Source organism: Roseobacter litoralis Och 149 (genome assembly GCF_000154785.2).
In the GTDB taxonomy this organism is placed as follows: Bacteria; Pseudomonadota; Alphaproteobacteria; order Rhodobacterales; family Rhodobacteraceae; genus Roseobacter; species Roseobacter litoralis.
The window spans coordinates 2,392,928-2,412,830 of record NC_015730.1; the positions used below are offsets into that span (position 1 = coordinate 2,392,928).

17 protein-coding genes are annotated in these 19,903 nt (G+C 56.9%); 9 read left to right on the forward strand and 8 right to left on the reverse strand.

The genetic code is table 11. From position 1 onward, the window contains the following. Window positions 1–29: 29 nt before the first annotated feature. The 3 genes from preA to RLO149_RS11325 all read right to left on the reverse strand — a co-directional run bounded on the left by preA (window position 30) and on the right by RLO149_RS11325 (window position 6,338). Entirely contained in the window at window positions 30–1,334 is a 1,305-nt protein-coding gene (preA, locus tag RLO149_RS11315) for an NAD-dependent dihydropyrimidine dehydrogenase subunit PreA (protein WP_013962227.1), read from the reverse strand. Next, window positions 1,334–2,668 (reverse strand): NAD(P)-dependent oxidoreductase, encoded by a 1,335-nt coding sequence (locus RLO149_RS11320; protein WP_013962228.1) that lies wholly within the window; start codon window positions 2,666–2,668, stop codon window positions 1,334–1,336. Before RLO149_RS11320 ends, preA begins: the two co-directional genes overlap by 1 nt. Before the next feature lie 415 nt (window positions 2,669–3,083). After that, window positions 3,084–6,338, reverse strand: coding sequence for a chemotaxis protein CheB (locus tag RLO149_RS11325; RefSeq protein ID WP_013962229.1), 3,255 nt, complete (start codon window positions 6,336–6,338; stop codon window positions 3,084–3,086). Between the two features lie 246 nt (window positions 6,339–6,584). Here RLO149_RS11325 and RLO149_RS11330 point away from each other — a divergent pair, with 246 nt between their 5' ends. The 3 genes from RLO149_RS11330 (at window position 6,585) to RLO149_RS11340 (ending at window position 8,881) form a co-directional block, all read left to right on the forward strand. Next, window positions 6,585–7,256 carry a hypothetical protein gene (locus tag RLO149_RS11330; protein WP_013962230.1) on the forward strand — a complete coding sequence of 224 codons (672 nt, stop codon included), beginning with the start codon at window positions 6,585–6,587 and terminating at the stop codon, window positions 7,254–7,256. A 78-nt stretch (window positions 7,257–7,334) separates the two neighbouring features. Continuing rightward, window positions 7,335–8,303 (forward strand): aldose epimerase family protein, encoded by a 969-nt coding sequence (locus RLO149_RS11335; protein ID WP_013962231.1) that lies wholly within the window; start codon window positions 7,335–7,337, stop codon window positions 8,301–8,303. A gap of 227 nt (window positions 8,304–8,530) precedes the next feature. Continuing rightward, the gene (locus RLO149_RS11340) at window positions 8,531–8,881 is read left to right on the forward strand and encodes a TfoX/Sxy family DNA transformation protein (RefSeq protein WP_013962232.1); all 351 of its coding nucleotides are present in this window, start codon (window positions 8,531–8,533) and stop codon (window positions 8,879–8,881) included. Window positions 8,882–8,908: 27 nt separating this feature from the next. Here RLO149_RS11340 and ndk read toward each other — a convergent pair whose 3' ends face one another. Further along, a complete protein-coding gene (ndk, locus tag RLO149_RS11345; protein ID WP_013962233.1) occupies window positions 8,909–9,331 on the reverse strand; it encodes a nucleoside-diphosphate kinase in 423 nt (140 codons plus the stop codon). Window positions 9,332–9,471: 140 nt separating this feature from the next. Between ndk and RLO149_RS11350 the strand changes: the two genes are divergently transcribed. After that, entirely contained in the window at window positions 9,472–11,334 is a 1,863-nt protein-coding gene (locus RLO149_RS11350) for an ABC-F family ATP-binding cassette domain-containing protein (RefSeq protein ID WP_044025317.1), read from the forward strand. Here RLO149_RS11350 and bchJ read toward each other — a convergent pair. Then, complete coding sequence (bchJ, locus tag RLO149_RS11355; protein WP_013962235.1) at window positions 11,331–11,972, reverse strand: bacteriochlorophyll 4-vinyl reductase; 642 nt, start codon at window positions 11,970–11,972, stop codon at window positions 11,331–11,333. The genes RLO149_RS11350 and bchJ overlap by 4 nt on opposite strands. Next, window positions 11,965–12,168, reverse strand: coding sequence for a hypothetical protein (locus RLO149_RS11360; RefSeq protein WP_148264350.1), 204 nt, complete (start codon window positions 12,166–12,168; stop codon window positions 11,965–11,967). Before RLO149_RS11360 ends, bchJ begins: the two co-directional genes overlap by 8 nt. A gap of 49 nt (window positions 12,169–12,217) precedes the next feature. Here RLO149_RS11360 and RLO149_RS11365 point away from each other — a divergent pair, with 49 nt between their 5' ends. Both RLO149_RS11365 and RLO149_RS11370 read left to right on the forward strand, forming a co-directional pair. Beyond that, window positions 12,218–12,850, forward strand: coding sequence for a MarC family protein (locus RLO149_RS11365; protein ID WP_013962237.1), 633 nt, complete (start codon window positions 12,218–12,220; stop codon window positions 12,848–12,850). Between the two features lie 51 nt (window positions 12,851–12,901). Continuing rightward, a complete protein-coding gene (locus RLO149_RS11370) occupies window positions 12,902–13,483 on the forward strand; it encodes a retropepsin-like aspartic protease family protein (RefSeq protein ID WP_013962238.1) in 582 nt (193 codons plus the stop codon). Here RLO149_RS11370 and RLO149_RS11375 read toward each other — a convergent pair. Then, window positions 13,480–13,947, reverse strand: coding sequence for a DNA polymerase III subunit chi (locus RLO149_RS11375; protein WP_013962239.1), 468 nt, complete (start codon window positions 13,945–13,947; stop codon window positions 13,480–13,482). The two genes, RLO149_RS11370 and RLO149_RS11375, sit on opposite strands and share 4 nt — an antisense overlap. 4 nt (window positions 13,948–13,951) lie before the next feature. Continuing rightward, the gene (locus RLO149_RS11380) at window positions 13,952–15,424 is read right to left on the reverse strand and encodes a leucyl aminopeptidase (RefSeq protein WP_013962240.1); all 1,473 of its coding nucleotides are present in this window, start codon (window positions 15,422–15,424) and stop codon (window positions 13,952–13,954) included. A gap of 137 nt (window positions 15,425–15,561) precedes the next feature. Here RLO149_RS11380 and lptF point away from each other — a divergent pair, with 137 nt between their 5' ends. The 3 genes from lptF to RLO149_RS11395 are packed head-to-tail and all read left to right on the forward strand — an operon-like array spanning window position 15,562 to window position 19,903. Next, window positions 15,562–16,689 carry an LPS export ABC transporter permease LptF gene (lptF, locus tag RLO149_RS11385; RefSeq protein ID WP_013962241.1) on the forward strand — a complete coding sequence of 376 codons (1,128 nt, stop codon included), beginning with the start codon at window positions 15,562–15,564 and terminating at the stop codon, window positions 16,687–16,689. After that, complete coding sequence (gene lptG / locus RLO149_RS11390; protein WP_013962242.1) at window positions 16,686–17,783, forward strand: LPS export ABC transporter permease LptG; 1,098 nt, start codon at window positions 16,686–16,688, stop codon at window positions 17,781–17,783. Before lptF ends, lptG begins: the two co-directional genes overlap by 4 nt. Next, window positions 17,780–19,903: an LPS-assembly protein LptD gene (locus tag RLO149_RS11395; RefSeq protein ID WP_013962243.1), complete on the forward strand. Its 2,124-nt coding sequence runs from the start codon at window positions 17,780–17,782 to the stop codon at window positions 19,901–19,903. The genes lptG and RLO149_RS11395 overlap by 4 nt, the downstream gene beginning before the upstream one ends.

The following is a 19,903-nucleotide window of genomic DNA, read 5'->3' on the forward strand; positions in this document are numbered from 1 at the left end:
GGCAGCCAGGGAGAAACGATTGTCGTGGATTATTCGGCGGCAACTGCGCCGGGGTTGTTGGGGTGCGTGGTCCAGTTGGCGTAGTCTTTTTCCACAACTTTGCCGGTGCGCGGATCGACCTTGCCCTGCTCCATCGGGACCATGGTGATGCAGTTTTCAACCGGGCAAACCTCAACGCACAGGTTGCAGGCGACGCATTCCTCGTCGATGACGCTGAACACCCGGTCTTCGGACATGGCGATGGCCTGATGGGATGTATCCTCGCAGGCCGCATAGCACCGCCCGCAACTGATGCAATCGGCCTGATTGATCTGCGCCTTGGCGATGTAATTGAGATTGAGGTACTGCCAGTCTGTCGTGTTTGGTATGGCGGCACCCATGAAGTCACGAATATCCGTATGCCCTTTTTCATCCATCCATTGGGACAGGCCGGAAATCATTTCCTGCACCACCTTGAACCCATAGGTCATGGCCGCCGTGCACACCTGCACATTGCCGCAGCCCATGGTGATATATTCAGCAGCATCGCGCCATGTGGTGACCCCACCGATGCCGGAGATCGGCATGCCGCGGGTTTCCGCGTCCCGCGCGATCTCGGACACCATGCTCAGCGCGATAGGTTTCACAGCCGGGCCGCAATAGCCACCGTGGGTGCCCTTACCGTCAATCGAGGGGTGCGGGCTCATCGTATCGAGGTCGACCGATACGATGGAATTGATCGTGTTGATCAGCGACACCGCATCCGCCCCACCGCGTTTGGCGGCTGCTGCTGGTTTGCGGACATCGGTGATATTGGGCGTGAGTTTCACGATCACCGGCTTGCTGTAATACTGTTTGCACCAGCGCGTGACCATTTCGATGTATTCAGGCACCTGCCCGACGGCGGCCCCCATGCCACGCTCTGACATACCGTGCGGGCAGCCGAAGTTCAGCTCGATCCCATCCGCGCCCGTCGCTTCGACCTTGGGCAGAATGTCTTTCCACGCCTGCTCTTCACAAGGCACCATGATGGAGACGATCATGGCGCGATCCGGATAGTCCTTTTTCACGCGCGTGATCTCTTCTAGGTTGATCTCAAGCGAGCGGTCGGTGATGAGCTCGATGTTGTTCATCCCCAGCACCCGCCGGTCGGCACCGTGGATCACGCCGTAGCGCGGGCCGTTGACATTCACCACCGGCGGCCCTTCAGCACCAAGCGTTTTCCACACGACACCGCCCCACCCCGCCTCAAAGGCGCGGCGCACGTTGTATTCCTTGTCAGTGGGCGGCGCAGAGGCCAGCCAAAACGGATTGGGGGACGTAATGCCCAGAAATTCCGAAGTCAGATCAGCCATTATACGCTCCCGTTCAATGTTGCATGAATATCCATTGCCGCGTCGCGTCCCTCGGCTACGGCAGTCACGGTCAGATCATCGCCACCATGGGCACAATCGCCGCCGGCCCAGACCTGGTCCAGACTGGTGCGCCCCGCACCAGACACGGCAATTTTGCCGCTCTCGGTTTCAAGGGACTCATCCATCGTCAGCGTCTGCCCGATGGCACGGAAAACCTGATCGGCCAAAACGCGTGTCTTTTCACCGGTCCCGGCAAGGCGGCCATCAACCGATGCGGTATATTCCAGTTCAATCTCAGCCGCCGCCCCGTTGCCATGTATGGCGACCGGCTGCACATTGAACATCAGCTTGACGCCATGGGATGCGGCGAGGTCCTGTTCGTAGCGGCTGGCACTCATCGCGGCACGGTCGCGCCGATAGGCTATCGTGACATTCTCCGCGCCCAGCAGCTTGGACTGGACTGCGGCGTCCACGGCCGTCATGCCCCCACCGATGACCACGACGTTGCGGCCCACAGGCAGCTTGGTCAGATCGCGCGACTGGCGCAGCGTTTCGATAAAGGACACCGCGTCCGTGACGCCGGATTTGTCATCCCCCTCAAGGTTGAGCGCATTCACACCGCCCAGACCCACGGCCAGAAAGACCGCATCATACTGCGCCGACAAACTATCGAGGGTCAGATCACCGCCCAACACCTTGCCGGTTTCGACCGTGATGCCACCGATATCCAACAGCCAAGCCACCTCGCGGGCCGCAAAATCATCCGTGGATTTATAGGCCGCGATCCCATATTCGTTCAGACCGCCCGGTTTGGCGTGGCCATCATAGATCACAACATCATTGCCAAGCAGCGCAAGCCTGTGCGCACAAGAGAGACCAGCAGGCCCCGCGCCCACAACCGCGATCCGCTTTCCAGTGGCTGCCGCGCGGGTATAGGGGTGGATGTCGCGCTGCATCAGCGTATCGGTCGCATAGCGTTGCAGACGCCCGATTTCGACCGGTTTGCCCTCAGCCATTTCGCGCACGCAGGCCTGTTCGCATAGATCTTCCGTGGGACAGACCCGCGCGCACATACCGCCCAGTATGTTCTGGTCAAAAATCGTCTTGGCCGCTGCTTCGGGGGTGCCCGTGCTGATCTGGCGTATAAAAAGCGGAATGTCGATTTCCGTGGGACAGGCCGTCACGCAGGGCGCGTCATGGCAGAAATAACAGCGATCCGCAGCAACCGCTGCTTCATGTGGCTCCAAGGGCGCGTGGAGGTCGGCAAAATTTGCGGCCAGCTCTTCTGCGTTCAGCCTTTCGGCAACGATGCCCGGTGTGCGTTGGCTTATCATGGCTACTCCGTCGGGTTTTGTTATATCATCAGCATTGCATGGTTTAAAATTTTATCAAACGGTAAAAAATGGAAATTGGCAAGATTTTTTCATCCATGGCGTTCGATGCTGAAATGTTCATCAAAACCACCACCTGAGCGGTGTTGATCCGGCAAATCGCTTTCAGAAAGACGCATCCCTATGCTGAATACAGCATTCTGGCGACTGGCGCGCACGCACAACAGACACAGCCAGCGCACGGTGTCTGCGCTTGGCCGGTTTCAATTCATCGGCACCGATCTGGACGAGCAAGGTTAAATGCTTGACGCTTCAGAAGCAAACCGGGTGCGCGACAATATCCCCGAACGCCCGGTTTCTTTTTGCCGCGCGTCGCCCGCAGGACCGCTGAGCGGGCATGGCGACTACTGTCAACGCGTCAGTGTACGGTGCTGGTGTTGTCCTCGCTGACACGAAACACACCGATGATCTTGCCAATGTTGCCGTTCACGTCTTGGCGGGCCAAGCCGAACGACTCAATCGGGATCGTTTCACCATCCTCGTTGATGATGCGCAGTTTAAAATGAAACTCTCCGCCTTGTGTGCGCACTCTTTCCACTTCAGCTTGCACGGTTTCGCGGTCTTCGGGGTGATAGAACGACAACCCATCTTCCAGCTTTGGGGAAAAGGTATCAGGATCCTTGCCATGGATGCGGTACACCTCTTCGGACCAGAAAACCGTTTCATCTTCCAAATCCAGCGACCAAAACCCAATGCGCGCTATTTCTTGCAACAGTATGAGCTGTGCAAGCGCATCCTCGGCCTTATCGCGCGTTTCTATGACTTCGGAGATATCCTGCCCGATCGTGTAAATCGAAGCGTCGTCCCCTGACGGGTCAGGAAACAGAAAATTCTCTGAATTCAGGCAGACTTCCTTTTTATCCTCAACAGACCGGAGCCGCAGCATATCCTGCAGGTGACCATCATTGGTTTTCAATAGTTGGGCATCATGTTCCCGAATGGTATTGGAAATACTTCTCGAAACCAGATTGTAGAAATTGGCACCTTCCGCCTTGTGACGCGTGGTGCCGAAAAACCGCGCTGACTTCTCGCTGATCCGCAAAATGGTGCCATCCTGCGCGCGGTTCAGCATGTAGATTTCGCCATGATCCAGAATGAGGTCCAACTCCTGAGCAAGTCCCGGAAAGGCCGAAACAACCATCGTGACCCCTTTCATTTGACCGCGCATGTCAAAAAACGGCGAACTTGTCAGCTTGTATCGCGAACCACCCGAATTGAATTCCTTTGTAATGGGCTCGCCCAGTTTGAGTGTTTCATTGCAGATCGGCGCCAAGGGCGGAAAACTATTGGGCAGGACGCATTGGCTAATATGCGGATTTGACACTGGACGCGTCAAATTGAACATATCGCAGGCGGCATTGGTCGCTTGTGATATCTGCAAGGCGGTATCGAGCACCATGATCGACAGCGGCGCGGTTTCCAGCACTGACATCAGTTCGCCCGTGCGACCGCTCAATTCCGCCGCCGTGACCTGAAGCTCTTCGTTGACAGTGATCAGCTCTTCGTTGGTGGACTGCAATTCTTCGTTGGATGTTTCCAACTCTTCGTTGGTTGCCTGCAGTTCTTCATTTGTGGATTGCAATTCCTCATTCAGGGATTGCAGTTCCTCATTGGAAGTTTCCAACTCCTCGATGGTCTGCTGCAGCGCTTCTCTGGTTGTCGCCACTTCATCTTCGAGCAAGCGTATTCTGTCGCTTTCAAAAATCGAGTCCTCATCGACTTCCGAAGCACCGGAGGCTTTGCTGCGATCGACCTGCACCTCGGTAAAGACCACCAAGGCCGCGCGCTCGTTTATGTCGCGTGCTATGATGGGGTAAACGTCGAGCCTGATTTCGGCGTCGTCGTCTTCCGCAAGCAGATGGCGCACGCCGCTGCGGTGTTCGCCATGCTTCAAAGCAAGTGTAACGAGGCTGCGCGCTTCTTCACGAAACGGTCTGCGCAGCAGATCAATGTGCATCTTCAGGTTACTGGTTTCGTTCATCTCGATGAACGGGCTGACGTTTCCGTAGACCCTGATGATCCCGTAGTCATCCGTCACCAACACCGAATTCTTGCCCAGAGCCAGTGCCAGCGCCTCGAACATTTGCCGGTCCGTGGATTGCCCCGGATCCTGCCCCTGTTTGATCTGCATCGGCACCTTGCTGCGCGATTTTGGCAGGTTGCGCGGGTTGGAAAACACGTTCTGATCCGTTCGCCGGATCGAGCGGCGTCTGTAGATATGGGCCGAATGGCTGTCCTGTACGAACATTTCGTCCGAGCCAGCGACCGTTTCCGCCGTTCCCAGGAACATCAGGGAGTTGTCAGTCATGGCGTAGTGAAACCGTGACATGACCTTATGCTGCAAGGCGTTTCCAAAATATATCAACAGGTTACGACAGCAGAGCAAATCCACTTTTTGAAAGGGCGGGTCCTGACATACATTGTGATCAGAAAACAAAATGGCGGAGCGCAGGGAATCGATGACCCGGATGCCATCGTTCTGGGTCATGAAATAGCGATCAGACAGGCTTTTGGGGATGTCGTTCAGCGCGGCCATGCCATAGACGCCCTTGCGCGCGACGTCCAAGGCGTCTTTGTCGATGTCAGTCGCAAAGATCTGGACATGGTCTTTCAGATTTACCGTAGGGCCACCGAGAGCTTCGGACAGTAGGATCGCAATCGAATAGGCTTCTTCCCCGGTCGCACATCCCGCGATCCAGACCCTGAACGGTGGGTTTGACTTTTTCTTCAGCAGCGCCGGCAGCATCTCCTTGAGTTGCTCAAACTCCGATTTGTCGCGAAAGAACCGCGTGACAGAAATCAGCAGATCTTTGAACAGTGCATCCACAGCGTTCGGGTTTACGCGACAAAACTGCGTATATTCCGCATGACTTTCGATCCCCAGGGCCACCATGCGGCGCTCAATCCGCCGGTTGATCGTGGTTTGCTTGTACTCGCGAAAATCCACCCGCGTCCTTGCAAGCAGGATTTGCAACAGATCCAATGCCGGGCTGGTCTCGGACGTTTCCTGGCGGAAAGCGTCAAAGTCGCGTGCAGACGACAGGATCTTTTGCAGATGCGTCCCGATTTCGAAGGGGCGCAACACCAGATCAACGCAGCCCGTTTGCATCGCAGACATTGGCATGCCGTCATATTTTGCACTTTCGGTGTCTTGTGCAATCGTAATCCCGCCCGCCTCACGGATCGCCTGCACACCATAGGCGCCATCGGTGCCTGTGCCGGACAAGATAATAGCCATCGATTTTTCACCATGTTGATCCGCGAGGCTCAGCAGAAACCGGTCAACGGATGGTTTCGGCGATGCCACCTCATGGCTGGGTTCGACAAGACGTAACTTGCCCTCATCATAGATAATATCGGTATTGGGGGGCGTGATGTAGATGACATTCGGCTCTGGCAGAATGCTGTCCTTGACGTCTTTGACGATCAGACTTGTCTGGCGCGCAACCAATTCTGTCATCAGGCTTTTGTGATGGGGTGACATGTGTTGCACCACCACATAGGCCACTTTCATTTTTGTCGGCAATGTTGCGACAAGCTCGCGTATCGCTTCGAGACCACCGGCCGAAGACCCGATCCCGATGATAGTTATTTCTTTATTGTCGTCTGTCACGTTTCGTGTCCCCGCAAGTCCTTTTGGCCGTTAGGCTATTTAGTCATATGTTAACGGATGCCGCCCTGCAATCGGCAACTTAAAGTTGCGAAGCACTGCCGCTCAACTACTACAGAGTATTTTTATACCTGTAAATTCAGCGCCTTGGCCCACACGCAACAGGCACCGTACGGTGCGTTTACACTCCCTGCATGCCAGCCACGCATATTAACCCCATAAATTTATGAAAAAGAGAGGTGCAAGTTCATGGAAACTTTACCTGAGATTCAATCGATCCGGTCTGATCTGTCAGATCGAACGCTAACACTGAATTTGACTTTAAAAACCGCTGAAGAAGTGTCCGTACGATCCTGTGAAGTGATTGGCCGGAATTTTCGAAACCGGGTCTCGTTTCAAGAGACAAGCGAATTGGGCGACATTCTCGTACACCGGCTCAGCGATGCCATAAAATCAAGCCTGAAAACCCTTTCGGCAGGGGCACAGGTCCTGTCGCTTCCAGACTTTCTGATTGAACTGCCCGGTCTCGCGCTGGCGGGTGCTCATGTCATGGTCATGGAAGCGAAGGACGGCGTGCGCAATGCGATCTTCCGGTTCACTGAGTTCATGGGCACAATCAATAATGCCTTCAAACTGGATATCGGGTTTAGCGAACCCTATGCGACACACAGTGAGAAACTTGCGGTTAACATTCTGGAGGAGATCTGCCTGCCGATCCTGAATCTGTGTCGCGCCTTCGACATGCTCAACACGACGCAGGACCGGGCATTTGCCAAGGCAATCAGCGACAAGGCGATGGAATTCGAGTTTCAGACGGAATTGCTCAAACGCTTCATTTCAAATGCAAGTGTGGACCGCGACAATGCCCTGAGAGACCGCGCATATCTATCCGACATGGATCAGGGCTGGATGATCAGATGACGCTCCAACGCATGAGGCGTGGTATCTGATTTGCACAACGCATAGACTTCAGGCGTGACCGCATGAGAGGCTCGCCACATGATAACTTTGCGCTCCGCATCCCTGTCCGCTCAAGTCCTGCCCTTCGGTGCGACGTTGGCGGGACTTTGGTACAATGGGCACCCGCACAGTCTTGTGATTGGTTCAACCGACGCAGATGCATATGCGGAGAAACTGCGCTATTTCGGCGCCCTGATCGGCCCCATCGCCAACCGGATTTCCGGCGCTACGCTTTGCATCGATGGTGCCACCTGCAAGATGGAGCCGAATGAAGGCAGCAGTTGTCTGCACAGCGGGGCCGACGGGCTGCATGCGCGCGACTGGACGGTCGTCCGGCAATCCCCTTCTGCTGTCTCATTGCGGTGCTTTCTGCGCGATGGGGCAAATGGGTTGCCGGGCAATCGGACGGTCAATGTGGACTACAGCCTGACGGATGCGGGCCATCTCATTCTGGAAATGACTGCGAGCAGCGACCGCACAACGGCCATCAACCTCGCACATCACCCCTATTGGAACCTTGGCAATTGCGAAACGGTGAAAGATCACCGTCTGACGATCTATGCAGATAAATACCTGCCCGTGGATGCGCACACCCTGCCAACGGGAGAGATTTCACCTGTCTCGGGCACGGCATATGATTTTCAAACGGGGCGACTTGTCCCGACAGATCAAACGCTGGATGCAAATTTATGTCTTGCCGAAACGCGGCGAGACCACCCCACACCAGCAGCGCGCCTGAGCGGGCCATCTGGGCTGATGCTACAGATCGATACGACCGAACCCGGCTTGCAAGTATACAATGGAAGCGGATTAAATGATATCAAAAATTCTCTGCATGATCAACGGGTTTTGCAACCCTTCTCAGGTATCGCATTAGAACCGCAAGCCTGGCCTGACGCGCCACGCCACAGCGCCTTTCCCAGCATTATTCTACGCGTGGGTGAAACATACCGGCAAAAAACCACCTATCGCATTTGGGACGAATTGAACCAAATCGCCACAGTCTGAACACAGACCTGACGCTCGATTGGCAAACCCGACGTTAAGTCTGTGGCGGTATCTTTGTTGCGTTAACGATGGGAATCAGTTTCATGCCGACAGAACCAAAACAACCGCAAACACCGCCCCCCACCACGGGAAGCACGCCGCCACCACCGCCGCCGATTACTGATTACGCCAGTATTTGACGTTCCGCGACCGTAGCGTCTGCGGCCAATTGCCGGTAGTATCCTGCAATGACTTCCCCGATCTCATCCATCAGAAACCTCGGCCCCGCCTTCGAGGCTGGCTGCGCGAGAGCAGGCATTCACACCGCCGAACAGGTCCGGGCACTTGGGGCAGATGCAACCTATGCCGCACTGTTGCGCGCGGGAACGCAACCCCATTTCATCGGATATTACGTGTTGGTCATGGGGCTTCAGGATCGCCCATGGAATGACTGCAAGGGTGCTGAGAAAAAAGCTTTGCGCGCCCGGTTTGACGCCATCAAAGCCGAGGCATTTGATCAGGGCGGCGCCGAGTTTGAACGGCAGATGAATCAAATTGGCGTGCTGAAGCCCACAAAAAAGGGCCAGCGCACGCGCTGACCCTTGTCGCTGAATAAGCCGGGCGGTTTAGCCAACCAATTCCATGCCGGAAAAGAAATACGCAATCTCTTCTGCGGCCGTTTCAGGTGCGTCTGATCCGTGTACCGAATTTTCGCCAACGCTTTCGGCGAACTCCGCGCGGATAGTGCCGAGCGCTGCATCCGCAGGGTTTGTGGCCCCCATGACTTCGCGGTTTTTGGCAATGGCCCCTTCGCCTTCCAAAACCTGCACGACAACCGGCTCTGACGCCATGAATTCGCACAATTCATCATAAAACGGGCGCTCGGAATGCACTGCATAGAACACGCCGGCCTGCGCCTTGGTCATGTGGATGCGTTTTTGTGCAACGATGCGCAGTCCCGCATCTTCAAATTTTGCATTGATCTTTCCGGTGAGGTTGCGGCGTGTCGCGTCCGGTTTGATGATCGAAAATGTGCGCTCAAGGGCCATGATAGGTCTCCTGCAAGGGGTTTGATTTGCGGCGCATCTATCACGCGCCCTGCTTGCCGAAAAGACCTTAATTCAGTCTGTGTCCCCTGATTGCAGGAGGCACATTGACATGCCCGCGACAGTCGTTCAGTGCAAGGCGCATGTTACGTATAAACGACATCAGCTATTCGATTGAGGGTCGCCCTCTTTTCGACGGGGCCAGCGCCGTCATCCCCAATGGTCACAAGGTGGGCCTTGTCGGACGAAACGGGGCTGGAAAAACGACATTGTTCAAGCTTATCCGCGGTGAACTTTCGTTGGATGGAGGTGATCTGTCGCTGCCCACCCGCGCCAAGATCGGCGGCGTTGCGCAAGAAGTCCCTTCGTCTGAGACATCGCTTTTGAACACCGTGCTCGAAGCCGACACCGAGCGCGCGGCCCTGCTGCACGAAGCGGAAGAGGCCAGCGACCCGACCCGTATCTCGGAAATCCAGACGCGTCTGGCCGATATTGATGCCTGGTCCGCCGAAGGGCGCGCGGCAACGATCCTCAAGGGGTTGGGTTTTGATGACGATGAGCAACTGAAACCCTGTTCCGATTTCTCCGGTGGCTGGCGGATGCGTGTCGCACTGGCGGCGGTTTTATTTGCCCAGCCCGATCTGTTGCTGCTCGATGAGCCGACGAACTATCTGGATCTCGAAGGCGCGCTGTGGCTGGAGGCCTATCTGGCCAAATACCCGCATACGGTCATCATCATCAGCCACGACCGGGGTCTGTTGAACCGGGCGGTGGGCGCTATCCTGCATCTGGATGAACGCAAGCTGACGTTTTATCAGGGCCCCTACGATCAGTTTGCCCGCCAACGCGCCGAACAGCGTGCCCTGCAAGCGGCCATGGCCAAGAAACAGCAAGCGCGCCGCGACCACATGCAATCCTTTGTCGACAGGTTCAAAGCAAAGGCCTCAAAGGCCAAACAGGCGCAGTCCCGTCTGAAAATGATTGAAAAAATGGATATGATCGCAAGCCCCGAACAGGTGGCCAAGCGGGTCTTTACCTTCCCTGAACCCGAAGAGCTGTCGCCGCCAATCATTTCCATCGAAGGCGGTGCGGTGGGCTATACCGATACGCCTGTGCTCAACTGTCTGAACCTGCGCATTGATCAGGATGACCGGATCGCGCTTTTGGGCCGTAACGGACAGGGTAAATCGACGCTGTCGAAGCTTTTGTCTGATCGGCTGGTGCTGATGCAGGGCAAAGCGGTCAAGGCCAACAAACTGCGGATCGGGTTTTTCGCGCAGCATCAGGTCGAAGAGTTGCATGTCAAGGAAACACCGCTGCAACATATGATTTCAGCCCGTCCCGGCATTCTGCACTCGAAACTGCGTGCGCAGATGGCAGGGTTTGGCCTGGGCCCTGAGCAGGCGGAAACCGAAGTCGGTCGCCTGTCAGGTGGTCAAAAGGCGCGGCTCTCGCTGCTTTTGGCAACACTTGATGCACCGCATTTGCTGATCCTCGACGAACCAACGAACCACCTCGACATCGAAAGCCGCGAAGCGCTCGTGGAGGCGCTGACTGCTTATTCCGGCGCTGTTATTCTGGTCAGCCACGACATGCATTTGCTGTCGATGGTCGCGGATCGCCTCTGGCTGGTGTCAGACGGAACCGTGACGCCCTATGACGACGACCTCGACAGCTATCGCAAGATGCTGCTGACACCTACGAAACCCGTCAGCAAGACTTCAAAAAAACCAACCGCCGCCCCGGCGACCAAAGGATTGTCGCGCGACGAAATGCTGGCCCTGCGTGCCGACGCGCGCAAATCCGAAGCCCGCGTTGAAAAGCTGAATGATATGCGCGACAAGCTCGCCAAGAAACTCGCCGACCCCGATCTTTATGAGGACGCAAAGCGCGGTGAACTGGCAGTCTGGAACAAGAAATACGCTGAGGTGATGGACGCGTTGGAACGCGCCGAAGGCATGTGGATGGCCGCCCTCGAAAAATTGGAAAAATCAGGTGCTGCCTAAAGTTGCAGCCCTTTGAAATGGCCCGTCGGTCTGTCGCGGCTCACCACAAAATGGCACAGTTCGGCTCCAAGCGCGCAGCATGAGACCTCTTTGCAATAATAGGGGCGACCAAGGACCAAGCTGAACAGTTCGGCAAATACTGCGGCGTGCCAGATGCACCGATGTGGTGGCTGTGTGACCTTGTCCGCAAGTGGGTTTTCACGCAGCATAAAGTGGATTTCTCCATTCTCGCGTCTGGTATCCAGCGCGCCTGAACCGCAAAATGTCCATGCATGGTCTGAGATGGCTTTGGTCAGCATTCTTTCCGCCCAAACGCGTGGCAGGATACGCAGCATAACCCGAGCGGCCTTGGGGATACGGTTTGCCGCAATGTAGCGCGCGGTGCCGACCCCGGCTCGGTCTGACAGTGTTCCGGCCTGCTCGGGGAAGAGGCGCCACATCGTATGATGCACGAGCCCAACATCCTCTTGCGGCACCATTTCTTTACCCGATGGCATCGCCACACGGGTTATCTTCAGTATCTGCGCCAACGCGCCCTGCCCCAACATACGATCAAGCGGCTCTTCCAATTGCAAAATCGCATTAGGCCCGATGCGCGGCGACTTTCTCAGTGGCTCGTTAACAGACATGTCAGCCATGGATATCCTCCGGTTTGCGAAGCGACAGATGGCCAAACCAAACGTGCCCCAATCCCGCAAGCGGTGCACGTCGGTCTGTCACCTGATGCATGGGCAGCATTTTACACCGTCCCGGCACAGCCTGAATGACATGGATCAAGTCGGTGTCATTGATCCCCGAATTTCGGTTTCGCGTCACATGTTCCTTTGCTTTCACGGCGCGACTCCCGTAGGGATCGCGACGGTTACGGTTTTGGGGCGCTCGCATGATTGTTGATACAGCTTTTCTGATTACCGCTTTTGTCACCATGTTCGTGGTCATTGATCCGATTGGTCTGGCCCCACTTTTCGTTGCGCTGACACATGGCATGTCGGATCAGGCGAGGCGCAGGATCGCGCTGCGGGCTACAATTATCGCTGTCGTCATTTTGCTGGCTTTCGCAGCCTTTGGCGAAGCCCTGTTGAATTTTATCGGCATTTCCATGCCTGCCTTCCGTGTTGCAGGGGGTGTGCTCTTGTTCCTCACCGCGCTGGACATGTTGTTTGAGCGGCGCACAAAGCGGCGCGAGGATCGCTCCGAAGAAGACGACAGCGACGACCCTTCCGTTTTCCCACTGGCAATTCCTCTGATCGCAGGGCCGGGTTCCATCGCGTCGGTGATCCTGTTGATGGGTCAGCGCCCGGGGCTGGAAGGCGCGGTGATGGTCCTTGGCGCAACCGGTCTCGTGATGCTGATCGTGCTGGCGTTTTTCATGATCAGCGGCCCGATTGGGCGGGCACTGGGTAAAACGGGTATCACGGTAGTCACGCGTCTGCTGGGCATGCTGCTCGCGGCCCTGTCCGTTCAATTCGTGCTGGAAGGTCTCGCGGCATTCGGCTTTGGCCCCGGACCGGGCTGACAATTTCCAACCAAGGCTTATATACAGATCTAACGCAATGGGAGAATGTTAGTGGACAGCTTCGATACCGGGCAGCTTATTTATCTGATCCTACTGGGCCTCATGGTCAGCGGGTGGTTTTTCATGCAAGGTCGCGGGTCGTGGAACAAGACACTGCAGCAGGCCGCCGCCTGGGCGTTCATTTTCGGCGGTGCGATTGTTGCTTACGGGCTGTGGGATGATATCTCGCGCACCGTCCTGCCGCAGCAATCGGTCTTTGCGGATGAAAACCGGATCGTCGTGCCGCGCAGTCCGAACGGGCACTATTACATCGAAGCAGAGGTCAACGGCGCCCCTGTGCGCTTCGTTCTGGATACGGGTGCCACGTCACTTGTCCTGACCCAGAAAGATGCAGAAGCCGCCGGTTTGTTGCGCGATGAACTGACCTATTATGGCCGCGCCATGACTGCCAACGGCGAAGTGCGCACCGCCCCTGTCCGGCTCGACACCATGAAGCTGGGACATGTGATCGACAGAGACGTCGTGGCGGTTGTGAATGAGGGCGAGATGAACAATTCGCTGCTTGGCATGACCTATTTGCAGAAATGGGGCAAAATCCAGATCGCGGATAACACGCTGACGCTGATGCGTTAACCGGCTTTGGTTTCGGCCTTTTTCTGCCAAGACCCACTTTCCTCGGACCAGTATTCCGCAGCGGCTCCGGCCTTTTTCAACGTGCTCCACTGGCCCCGTGCGATGTCAAGCGCCTGCGGGTCGTTGCCATCAAACAGCACGCAAACGCGGTCCAATTGTGCGACCTCATCCGCTGCGACATCGGCCCCGTCAACCGACATGACGCAGGTGGCCGCATTCGGAATGTCCGGCGTCGTGCTCAGCAGAATTGGCTGACGCGCATCATGCGCACCGCCCGCCAGACCATGCGGCAGAAAGCTGTCGTCCGCCCCCTGCCACAGTTTTTCATCAAGCCATGCCATCCGGTCAGGCCGCGTGCCGCGCACGACCACACGCCAGCCCGCACCTGTTGCTTTGCCAAGCAACATCATCAGCGTGTCTTCCATGGGACGCCGCGTCAAATGATAGAACATGGCCTTGCCCACGGAGTTACTCTCCTTCGAAACGATCCGCGACCAGACGGTCGAGCGCGCGCACACCCCAGCCCGTGGCCCCTTTGGGCGCATAGTCCGTTTCGGATTTGACGGAGGCGACACCCGCGATATCAAGGTGAATCCATGGCACACCGTCCTTGACAAAACGCTGAATGAACTGCGCCGCTGTTACCGACCCGGCCGCGCGGCCCCCGATGTTTTTCATGTCCGCGATGGGCGATTTCAACATATCGTCATAGGCCTGCCCCAAGGGCATCCGCCACGCGCCTTCGCCCTCTGCCTCGGCCGATTTCAGGAACGCGTTGCACAGCGTGTCATCATTGGAAAACACGCCCGCATTTTCGTGACCCAACCCGACGATGATGGCCCCGGTCAGGGTCGCAAGATCAATCATTGCAGCCGGTTCAAACCGTTCCTGCGTATACCACATCGCATCACACAGCACCAAGCGCCCCTCGGCATCGGTGTTGAGGATTTCCACAGTATCGCCTTTCATCGAGGTAACAACATCACCGGGACGGATCGCATTCCCCGACGGCATGTTTTCGACAAGACCGACGATGCCCACCACATTGGCCTTGGCTTTACGCAATGCCAGCGCGCGCATGACACCGGCCACGGTGCCCGCACCGCCCATGTCCATCGTCATATCTTCCATGCCTGCTGCCGGCTTGAGGCTGATGCCACCGGTGTCAAACACCACGCCCTTGCCGACCAGCGCCAGGGGGGCATCCCCTTTTGCCCCACCATTCCATTGCATGACCACGACCTTGGAGGGGCTGTCCGAACCCTGGCCAACGGCAAGCAGCGTGCGCATGCCCAGTTTCGCCAGTTCATCTTCTTCAAGCACTTCGACCTTTAGACCGATGCTTTCCATTGCCGCAAGGCGGTCTGCAAACTCCGTGGTGGTCAAAACATTGGCAGGCTCGCTGACCAGATCACGGGTAAAGAAGGTCCCCTCCGCGATCGCCAGCAACGGCTGAGCCGCCGCGGATACAGCCGCCGGATCGTTGCACATCACATGGATGCTGCCTGCTTTCGCATCCGCGCCGGTCTTGTGATCCTGAAACCGATAATCGCGCAGCACAGCACCCAGCATGATTTCTGCGGCCCATTTCGAGTTTCCTGTCGCCAGCAATACCTCTGCCTTGCCCCGGTTGCGCCCGATTGCAGCACCCGCTGCGCGCGCCTTGTGCACAGTCGTTGAGCGCGGAACACACATGACATCCACCGCCTCTGCGGCCATGCCCGCCGGATAGGCCAACGTAAAAACACTGCCCGGTTTCAAACCTGCCTCGGCCTTGGCCTCCAGCGCGCGCTTCAGCGCCCCTTTGGTCAGACGATTCACACGACGCCCCGCCACATCCATGCGCCCGGTGTCGTCAACAATGATCGAGACACGCCCGGCATGATCGGCCAAACGCTCAATATCAGTTTCAAAAAAGGTCACAGGGGTGGGCGTCGTCATATCATTAGCCTTCTTTTCATGGATTACGCTCAAGGACGTAGCGCGCCTGACCCGCAAAGACCAGATAGCAGTTTTACCGCAGCGCGCTTTGGTCTAACGTGACGCCAAGAATTCAAAACGCGTAAGAGGGAATCGGAGTGGTCAGACTCGACAGATACATGCTGTCGCAACTTCTGGTTCTATTTGGCTTCTTTGCGCTGGTGCTGGTTGCCATTCTGTGGATCAATCGCGGCGTATCCCTGTTTGACCAACTGATCAGCGACGGGCAATCTGCCCTTGTTTTCCTTGAATTCACCGCATTGGGGTTGCCGAAATTGATCACGACGGTGCTGCCCATCGCGACTTTTGCCGCCGCAGTTTACGTCACCAACCGCATGAACAACGAAAGCGAGTTGACGGTGTTACAGGCGACGGGTTCCGGCCCTGTGCGACTGGCCCGCCCGGTTCTTGTTTTTGGAGTGATCGTGTTTTTGATGGCCTCTGTTTTGCATCATGTGCTGATGCCCCTGGCCCAACAGCAATTGGGCCATCGGCAAAACGAAATCGCACAGAATGCGACCTCTCGGCTTTTGACCGAAGGGCGGTTTCTGCATCCGTCTGAGGGCGTTACTTTTTACACGCAGCAGATCGATGACGACGGTGTTTTACGGGACGTGTTTTTGTCGGACCGGCGACACGTTGAAGAAGGAGTTATTTACACCGCAGCGCACGCGTACCTGATCCGAGATGAAGACCGCACATCGTTGATCATGGTGGATGGCCTCGCGCAGCGGTTGACGACCGCAACGGATCGTCTGGCCACGGCGAACTTCCGGGATTTTTCCTTTGATATCTCAGCGCTGGTGCAAAATGATGTCAGCCAACGGCTCGATCCCGACAGGATGACGACTTTCCAGTTGCTGACCCCGTGGGATCAATTGTCACGAGAAACAGGGCGCAGTATCGGTACAATCAGTCAGAGCTTTCACGCGCGCATCGCAGACCCGCTGTTTTGTATCGTTGCCGCCCTGATCGGGTTTTCGACCCTGATGATCGGCGGGTTCTCGCGCTTTGGCGTCTGGCGCGAAGTCGCTTTTGCCTTCGTGCTGCTTGTCGCGATCGACGGGGTACGCAGCACGCTGCAAAGCCCGGTGCGGCGGGACCCGGAACTCTGGCCCCTGCTCTATTTGCCCACTTTCATCAGCGCGCTGCTCGTAATTGCGATGCTGTGGATTGCCGCCCGGCCACGGGGCGCTTTCCTGCGCCTTCTGCGGAGGCGCGCATGATCCTCCATCTATATTTCGCGCGCCGCTTTGCATCTTGGCTGATGATCGCATTTATCGCGCTCTTTGCGCTGATCGCCTTGGTGGATCTGGTGGATCAAACACGACGTTTCGCGGATCGGGGCGTCAGCGCGGCAGGCATTTTCGAACTCGTCATCCTCAACACCCCGCAAACGATCAGCCAGATCTTGCCCCTGATCGTCCTGCTGGCCACCGTCGCGTTTTTCCTGAGCCTTGCACGCTCTTCCGAACTGATTGCCACGCGGGCCTCTGGCCGCTCCGCGATGGGGGCCTTGATCGCGCCGGTTGGCGTTGTGATTGTGCTGGGCACGCTGGCCACCACAACCCTGAACCCCATCGTGGCCGCCACCTCCAAAAAATACAACGAGTTATCGCAGACCTACCGGACGGGCGGCGGGTCAACCTTTTCCATTTCCACCGAAGGGCTGTGGCTGCGTCAGGGAACAGATGACGGGCAGATGGTGATCAGGGCATGGCGATCAAACCCGGATGCCTCGGTTCTGTTTGACGTCACGTTTCTGGCGTATGAAGTGATCGGCACCCCGGTGCGCCGCATTCACGCCGATAGCGCGGAGCTGAAAGATGGCGCGTGGCTGTTGCGCAACGTCAAAGACTGGCCTTTGGCGCGCGGCATCAATTCAGAAGGCAATGCGACAGAACACCGGAGTCTCACGATCCCGTCCAGCCTGACGGTTGAGCGTATTCGCGAAAGTTTCGGGCACCCCAGTACGATTTCGATCTGGGAGATGAACGATTTTATCAAACAGCTGAACCAGGCCGGGTTCTCGTCGCTGCAACACCGCGTCTGGCTGCAATCGGAATTGGCCCGGCCTCTGTTTCTGGTCGCCATGGTGCTGATCGCAAGTGCATTCACCATGCGCCATACCAGATTTGGCGGCACCGGGGTTGCTGTTCTTGCGGCGGTGCTGCTGGGCTTCGCGCTCTATTTCGTGCGCAGTTTCGGGCTGATCCTTGGCGAGAACGGCCAGTTGCCTGTTTACCTCGCCGCATGGGCACCGCCGATTGCGTCGGTTTTGCTCGCCTTCGGGCCGCTGCTACATGCAGAGGATGGATGATGCGACGCGTTTTACTCACTCTCGTTTTGGCGCTGTTGCCCTGCCTTGCGACCGCTCAGCAGGCAGAAACACCACGCCCTGCCACACTGGTTGCCGATGAGATTTTCATTGCCGCCGACCGCGAATTGATCGCACGTGGCAACGTCGAAGCGCTACAGGGGCAAACCCGCCTGCAGACAGAAGAAATCCGCTATGATCGCGTCACCGGTGCGCTGACCATTGTCGGCCCCATTCGGATACAGGACGGCGACAGCATCACCGTTCTCGCCAATGCTGCTGAATTGGATGCCACGCTCCAGACCGGGCTGCTGAGCGGGGCGCGGATGGTGATCAATCAACAACTCCAGCTGGCCAGCGGGCAAATGGAGCGCGTCAATGAGCGCTACAGCCAGTTGTATCGCACCGCCGTCACCTCCTGCGATGTCTGTGATGACGGCAAACCACCCCTTTGGCAGATCAGAGCGCGGCGCGTGATCCATGACCGTCAGGAACGCCAGATCTATTTTGAAGACGCGCAGTTTCGCATCCGCAACGTGCCGGTGTTCTATTTTCCGCGCCTGCGGCTACCGGACCCAACGGTTGAACGCGCCACCGGTTTCTTGATCCCGTCGCTGGTCAGCACATCAGAACTGGGGCTGGGCATAAAGGTCCCCTATTTCATCGCGCTGGAAGATGACCGCGATCTGACCATAACGCCCTATGTCTCAAGCAGAACGCGAACAGTTGAGATGCGCTACAGGCAGGCATTCGTAAACGGTGACATCGAATTTGACTGGGCCATCAGCCGCGACGATGAAAGGCCCGGAGAGACGCGCGCCTACCTGTTTGGCGACGGGTCCTTTGACCTTCGCAATGATTTCAAACTAAACTTCGACATCGAGCTTACATCCGACGACGACTATCTGCAGGACTATGGGTATTCCGGCAAAGACCGGTTGGACAGCCAGATCAGCGTCAGCCGCGCCAGAAAAGACGAATACACCGCGGCGAGCCTTATCGGCTACAAATCCCTGCGCGACAACGAACAGAATTCGACCATACCCACCATTGTCGGCGATATTTTCTACCAGCGGCGGTTTTTTCCGGCAGCCACCGGAGGCGAGTTGCGCTTTACCGTCAATGGGCATAACCACATCAGATATTCGGACAGGGACATCATCGGGCGCGACGTCTCCCGCGTGAACACAGAGGCCGAATGGCTGCGGGGCTGGTCCCTGCCCGGCGGCTTGCGTGCGGAAACCCGATTTGGCGTCGCCGCCGATATCTTCAACATCACGCAAGACAGCAGCACAAATCAGAACCAATCGCAGGTTTCCCCCTTCAGCACGGTGGCTTTGCGCTATCCGATGACCCGCGTGGATAACAATGGGGCCACACAGTTTCTTGAACCCATCGCACAGCTTGCATGGACAGGCTCCACCCAGCTGGACATTCCCAATGAAGAAAGCACGTTGGTAGATTTTGATGACGGCAACCTTCTGGCCCTGTCCCGCTTCCCAAGCCCCGACCGGCGCGAGCGCGGCGGGGTGGGTGCCTATGGCGTGAACTGGTCCCGCTTTGCGCTGTCAGGCTGGGAGAGCGCGCTGACCGTGGGCCAGGTGATGCGCAACGACGAAGACGAAAACTTCACCGATGCCTCGGGTCTTTCCGGGCTGCAGTCAGATTACCTCGTGGCCGGACAAATCAAAACGCTCAACGGGTGGGCCGTCACCGCGCGCACACTTTTTGACGATAGTTTCAACTTCAGCAAGGCCGAGGTACGCGGGTCTTTCGATCACAGGCTCGGCGATGTCGGCGGCAGCTATCTGTGGCTGACGCGTGACGCGCAGGAAAGCCGCTTCATCGATACGTCGGAACTGTTCCTTGATGGCTCCTTCATCGTGGACCGCAATTGGCGTGCCAAAGCGGATTGGCGCTATGACCTGATTGCCGATCGCGCCTCGAACGCAGGGCTTAGCCTGACTTACTTTAACGAATGCGTGGAAATCGACTTTTCCGTGCGCCGCCGATATACCTCCTCAACAGGTATTGAGCCTTCTACCAGTTTCGGCTTATCCATCGGTCTGTCGGGTTTTTCGGCCAAACGGGGAACGGACACTTATGCCAAAACATGCGGGTGA

Coding starts and splice junctions, on each gene's coding strand:
- preA (WP_013962227.1), bottom strand. CDS start 1,334: ATGGCTGATCTGACTTCGGAATTTCTGGGCATTACGTCCCCCAATCCG.
- RLO149_RS11320 (WP_013962228.1), bottom strand. CDS start 2,668: ATGATAAGCCAACGCACACCGGGCATCGTTGCCGAAAGGCTGAACGCA.
- RLO149_RS11330 (WP_013962230.1), top strand. CDS start 6,585: ATGGAAACTTTACCTGAGATTCAATCGATCCGGTCTGATCTGTCAGAT.
- RLO149_RS11335 (WP_013962231.1), top strand. CDS start 7,335: ATGATAACTTTGCGCTCCGCATCCCTGTCCGCTCAAGTCCTGCCCTTC.
- RLO149_RS11340 (WP_013962232.1), top strand. CDS start 8,531: ATGACTTCCCCGATCTCATCCATCAGAAACCTCGGCCCCGCCTTCGAG.
- ndk (WP_013962233.1), bottom strand. CDS start 9,331: ATGGCCCTTGAGCGCACATTTTCGATCATCAAACCGGACGCGACACGC.
- RLO149_RS11350 (WP_044025317.1), top strand. CDS start 9,472: ATGTTACGTATAAACGACATCAGCTATTCGATTGAGGGTCGCCCTCTT.
- bchJ (WP_013962235.1), bottom strand. CDS start 11,972: ATGGCTGACATGTCTGTTAACGAGCCACTGAGAAAGTCGCCGCGCATC.
- RLO149_RS11365 (WP_013962237.1), top strand. CDS start 12,218: ATGATTGTTGATACAGCTTTTCTGATTACCGCTTTTGTCACCATGTTC.
- RLO149_RS11380 (WP_013962240.1), bottom strand. CDS start 15,424: ATGACGACGCCCACCCCTGTGACCTTTTTTGAAACTGATATTGAGCGT.
- lptG (WP_013962242.1), top strand. CDS start 16,686: ATGATCCTCCATCTATATTTCGCGCGCCGCTTTGCATCTTGGCTGATG.
- RLO149_RS11395 (WP_013962243.1), top strand. CDS start 17,780: ATGATGCGACGCGTTTTACTCACTCTCGTTTTGGCGCTGTTGCCCTGC.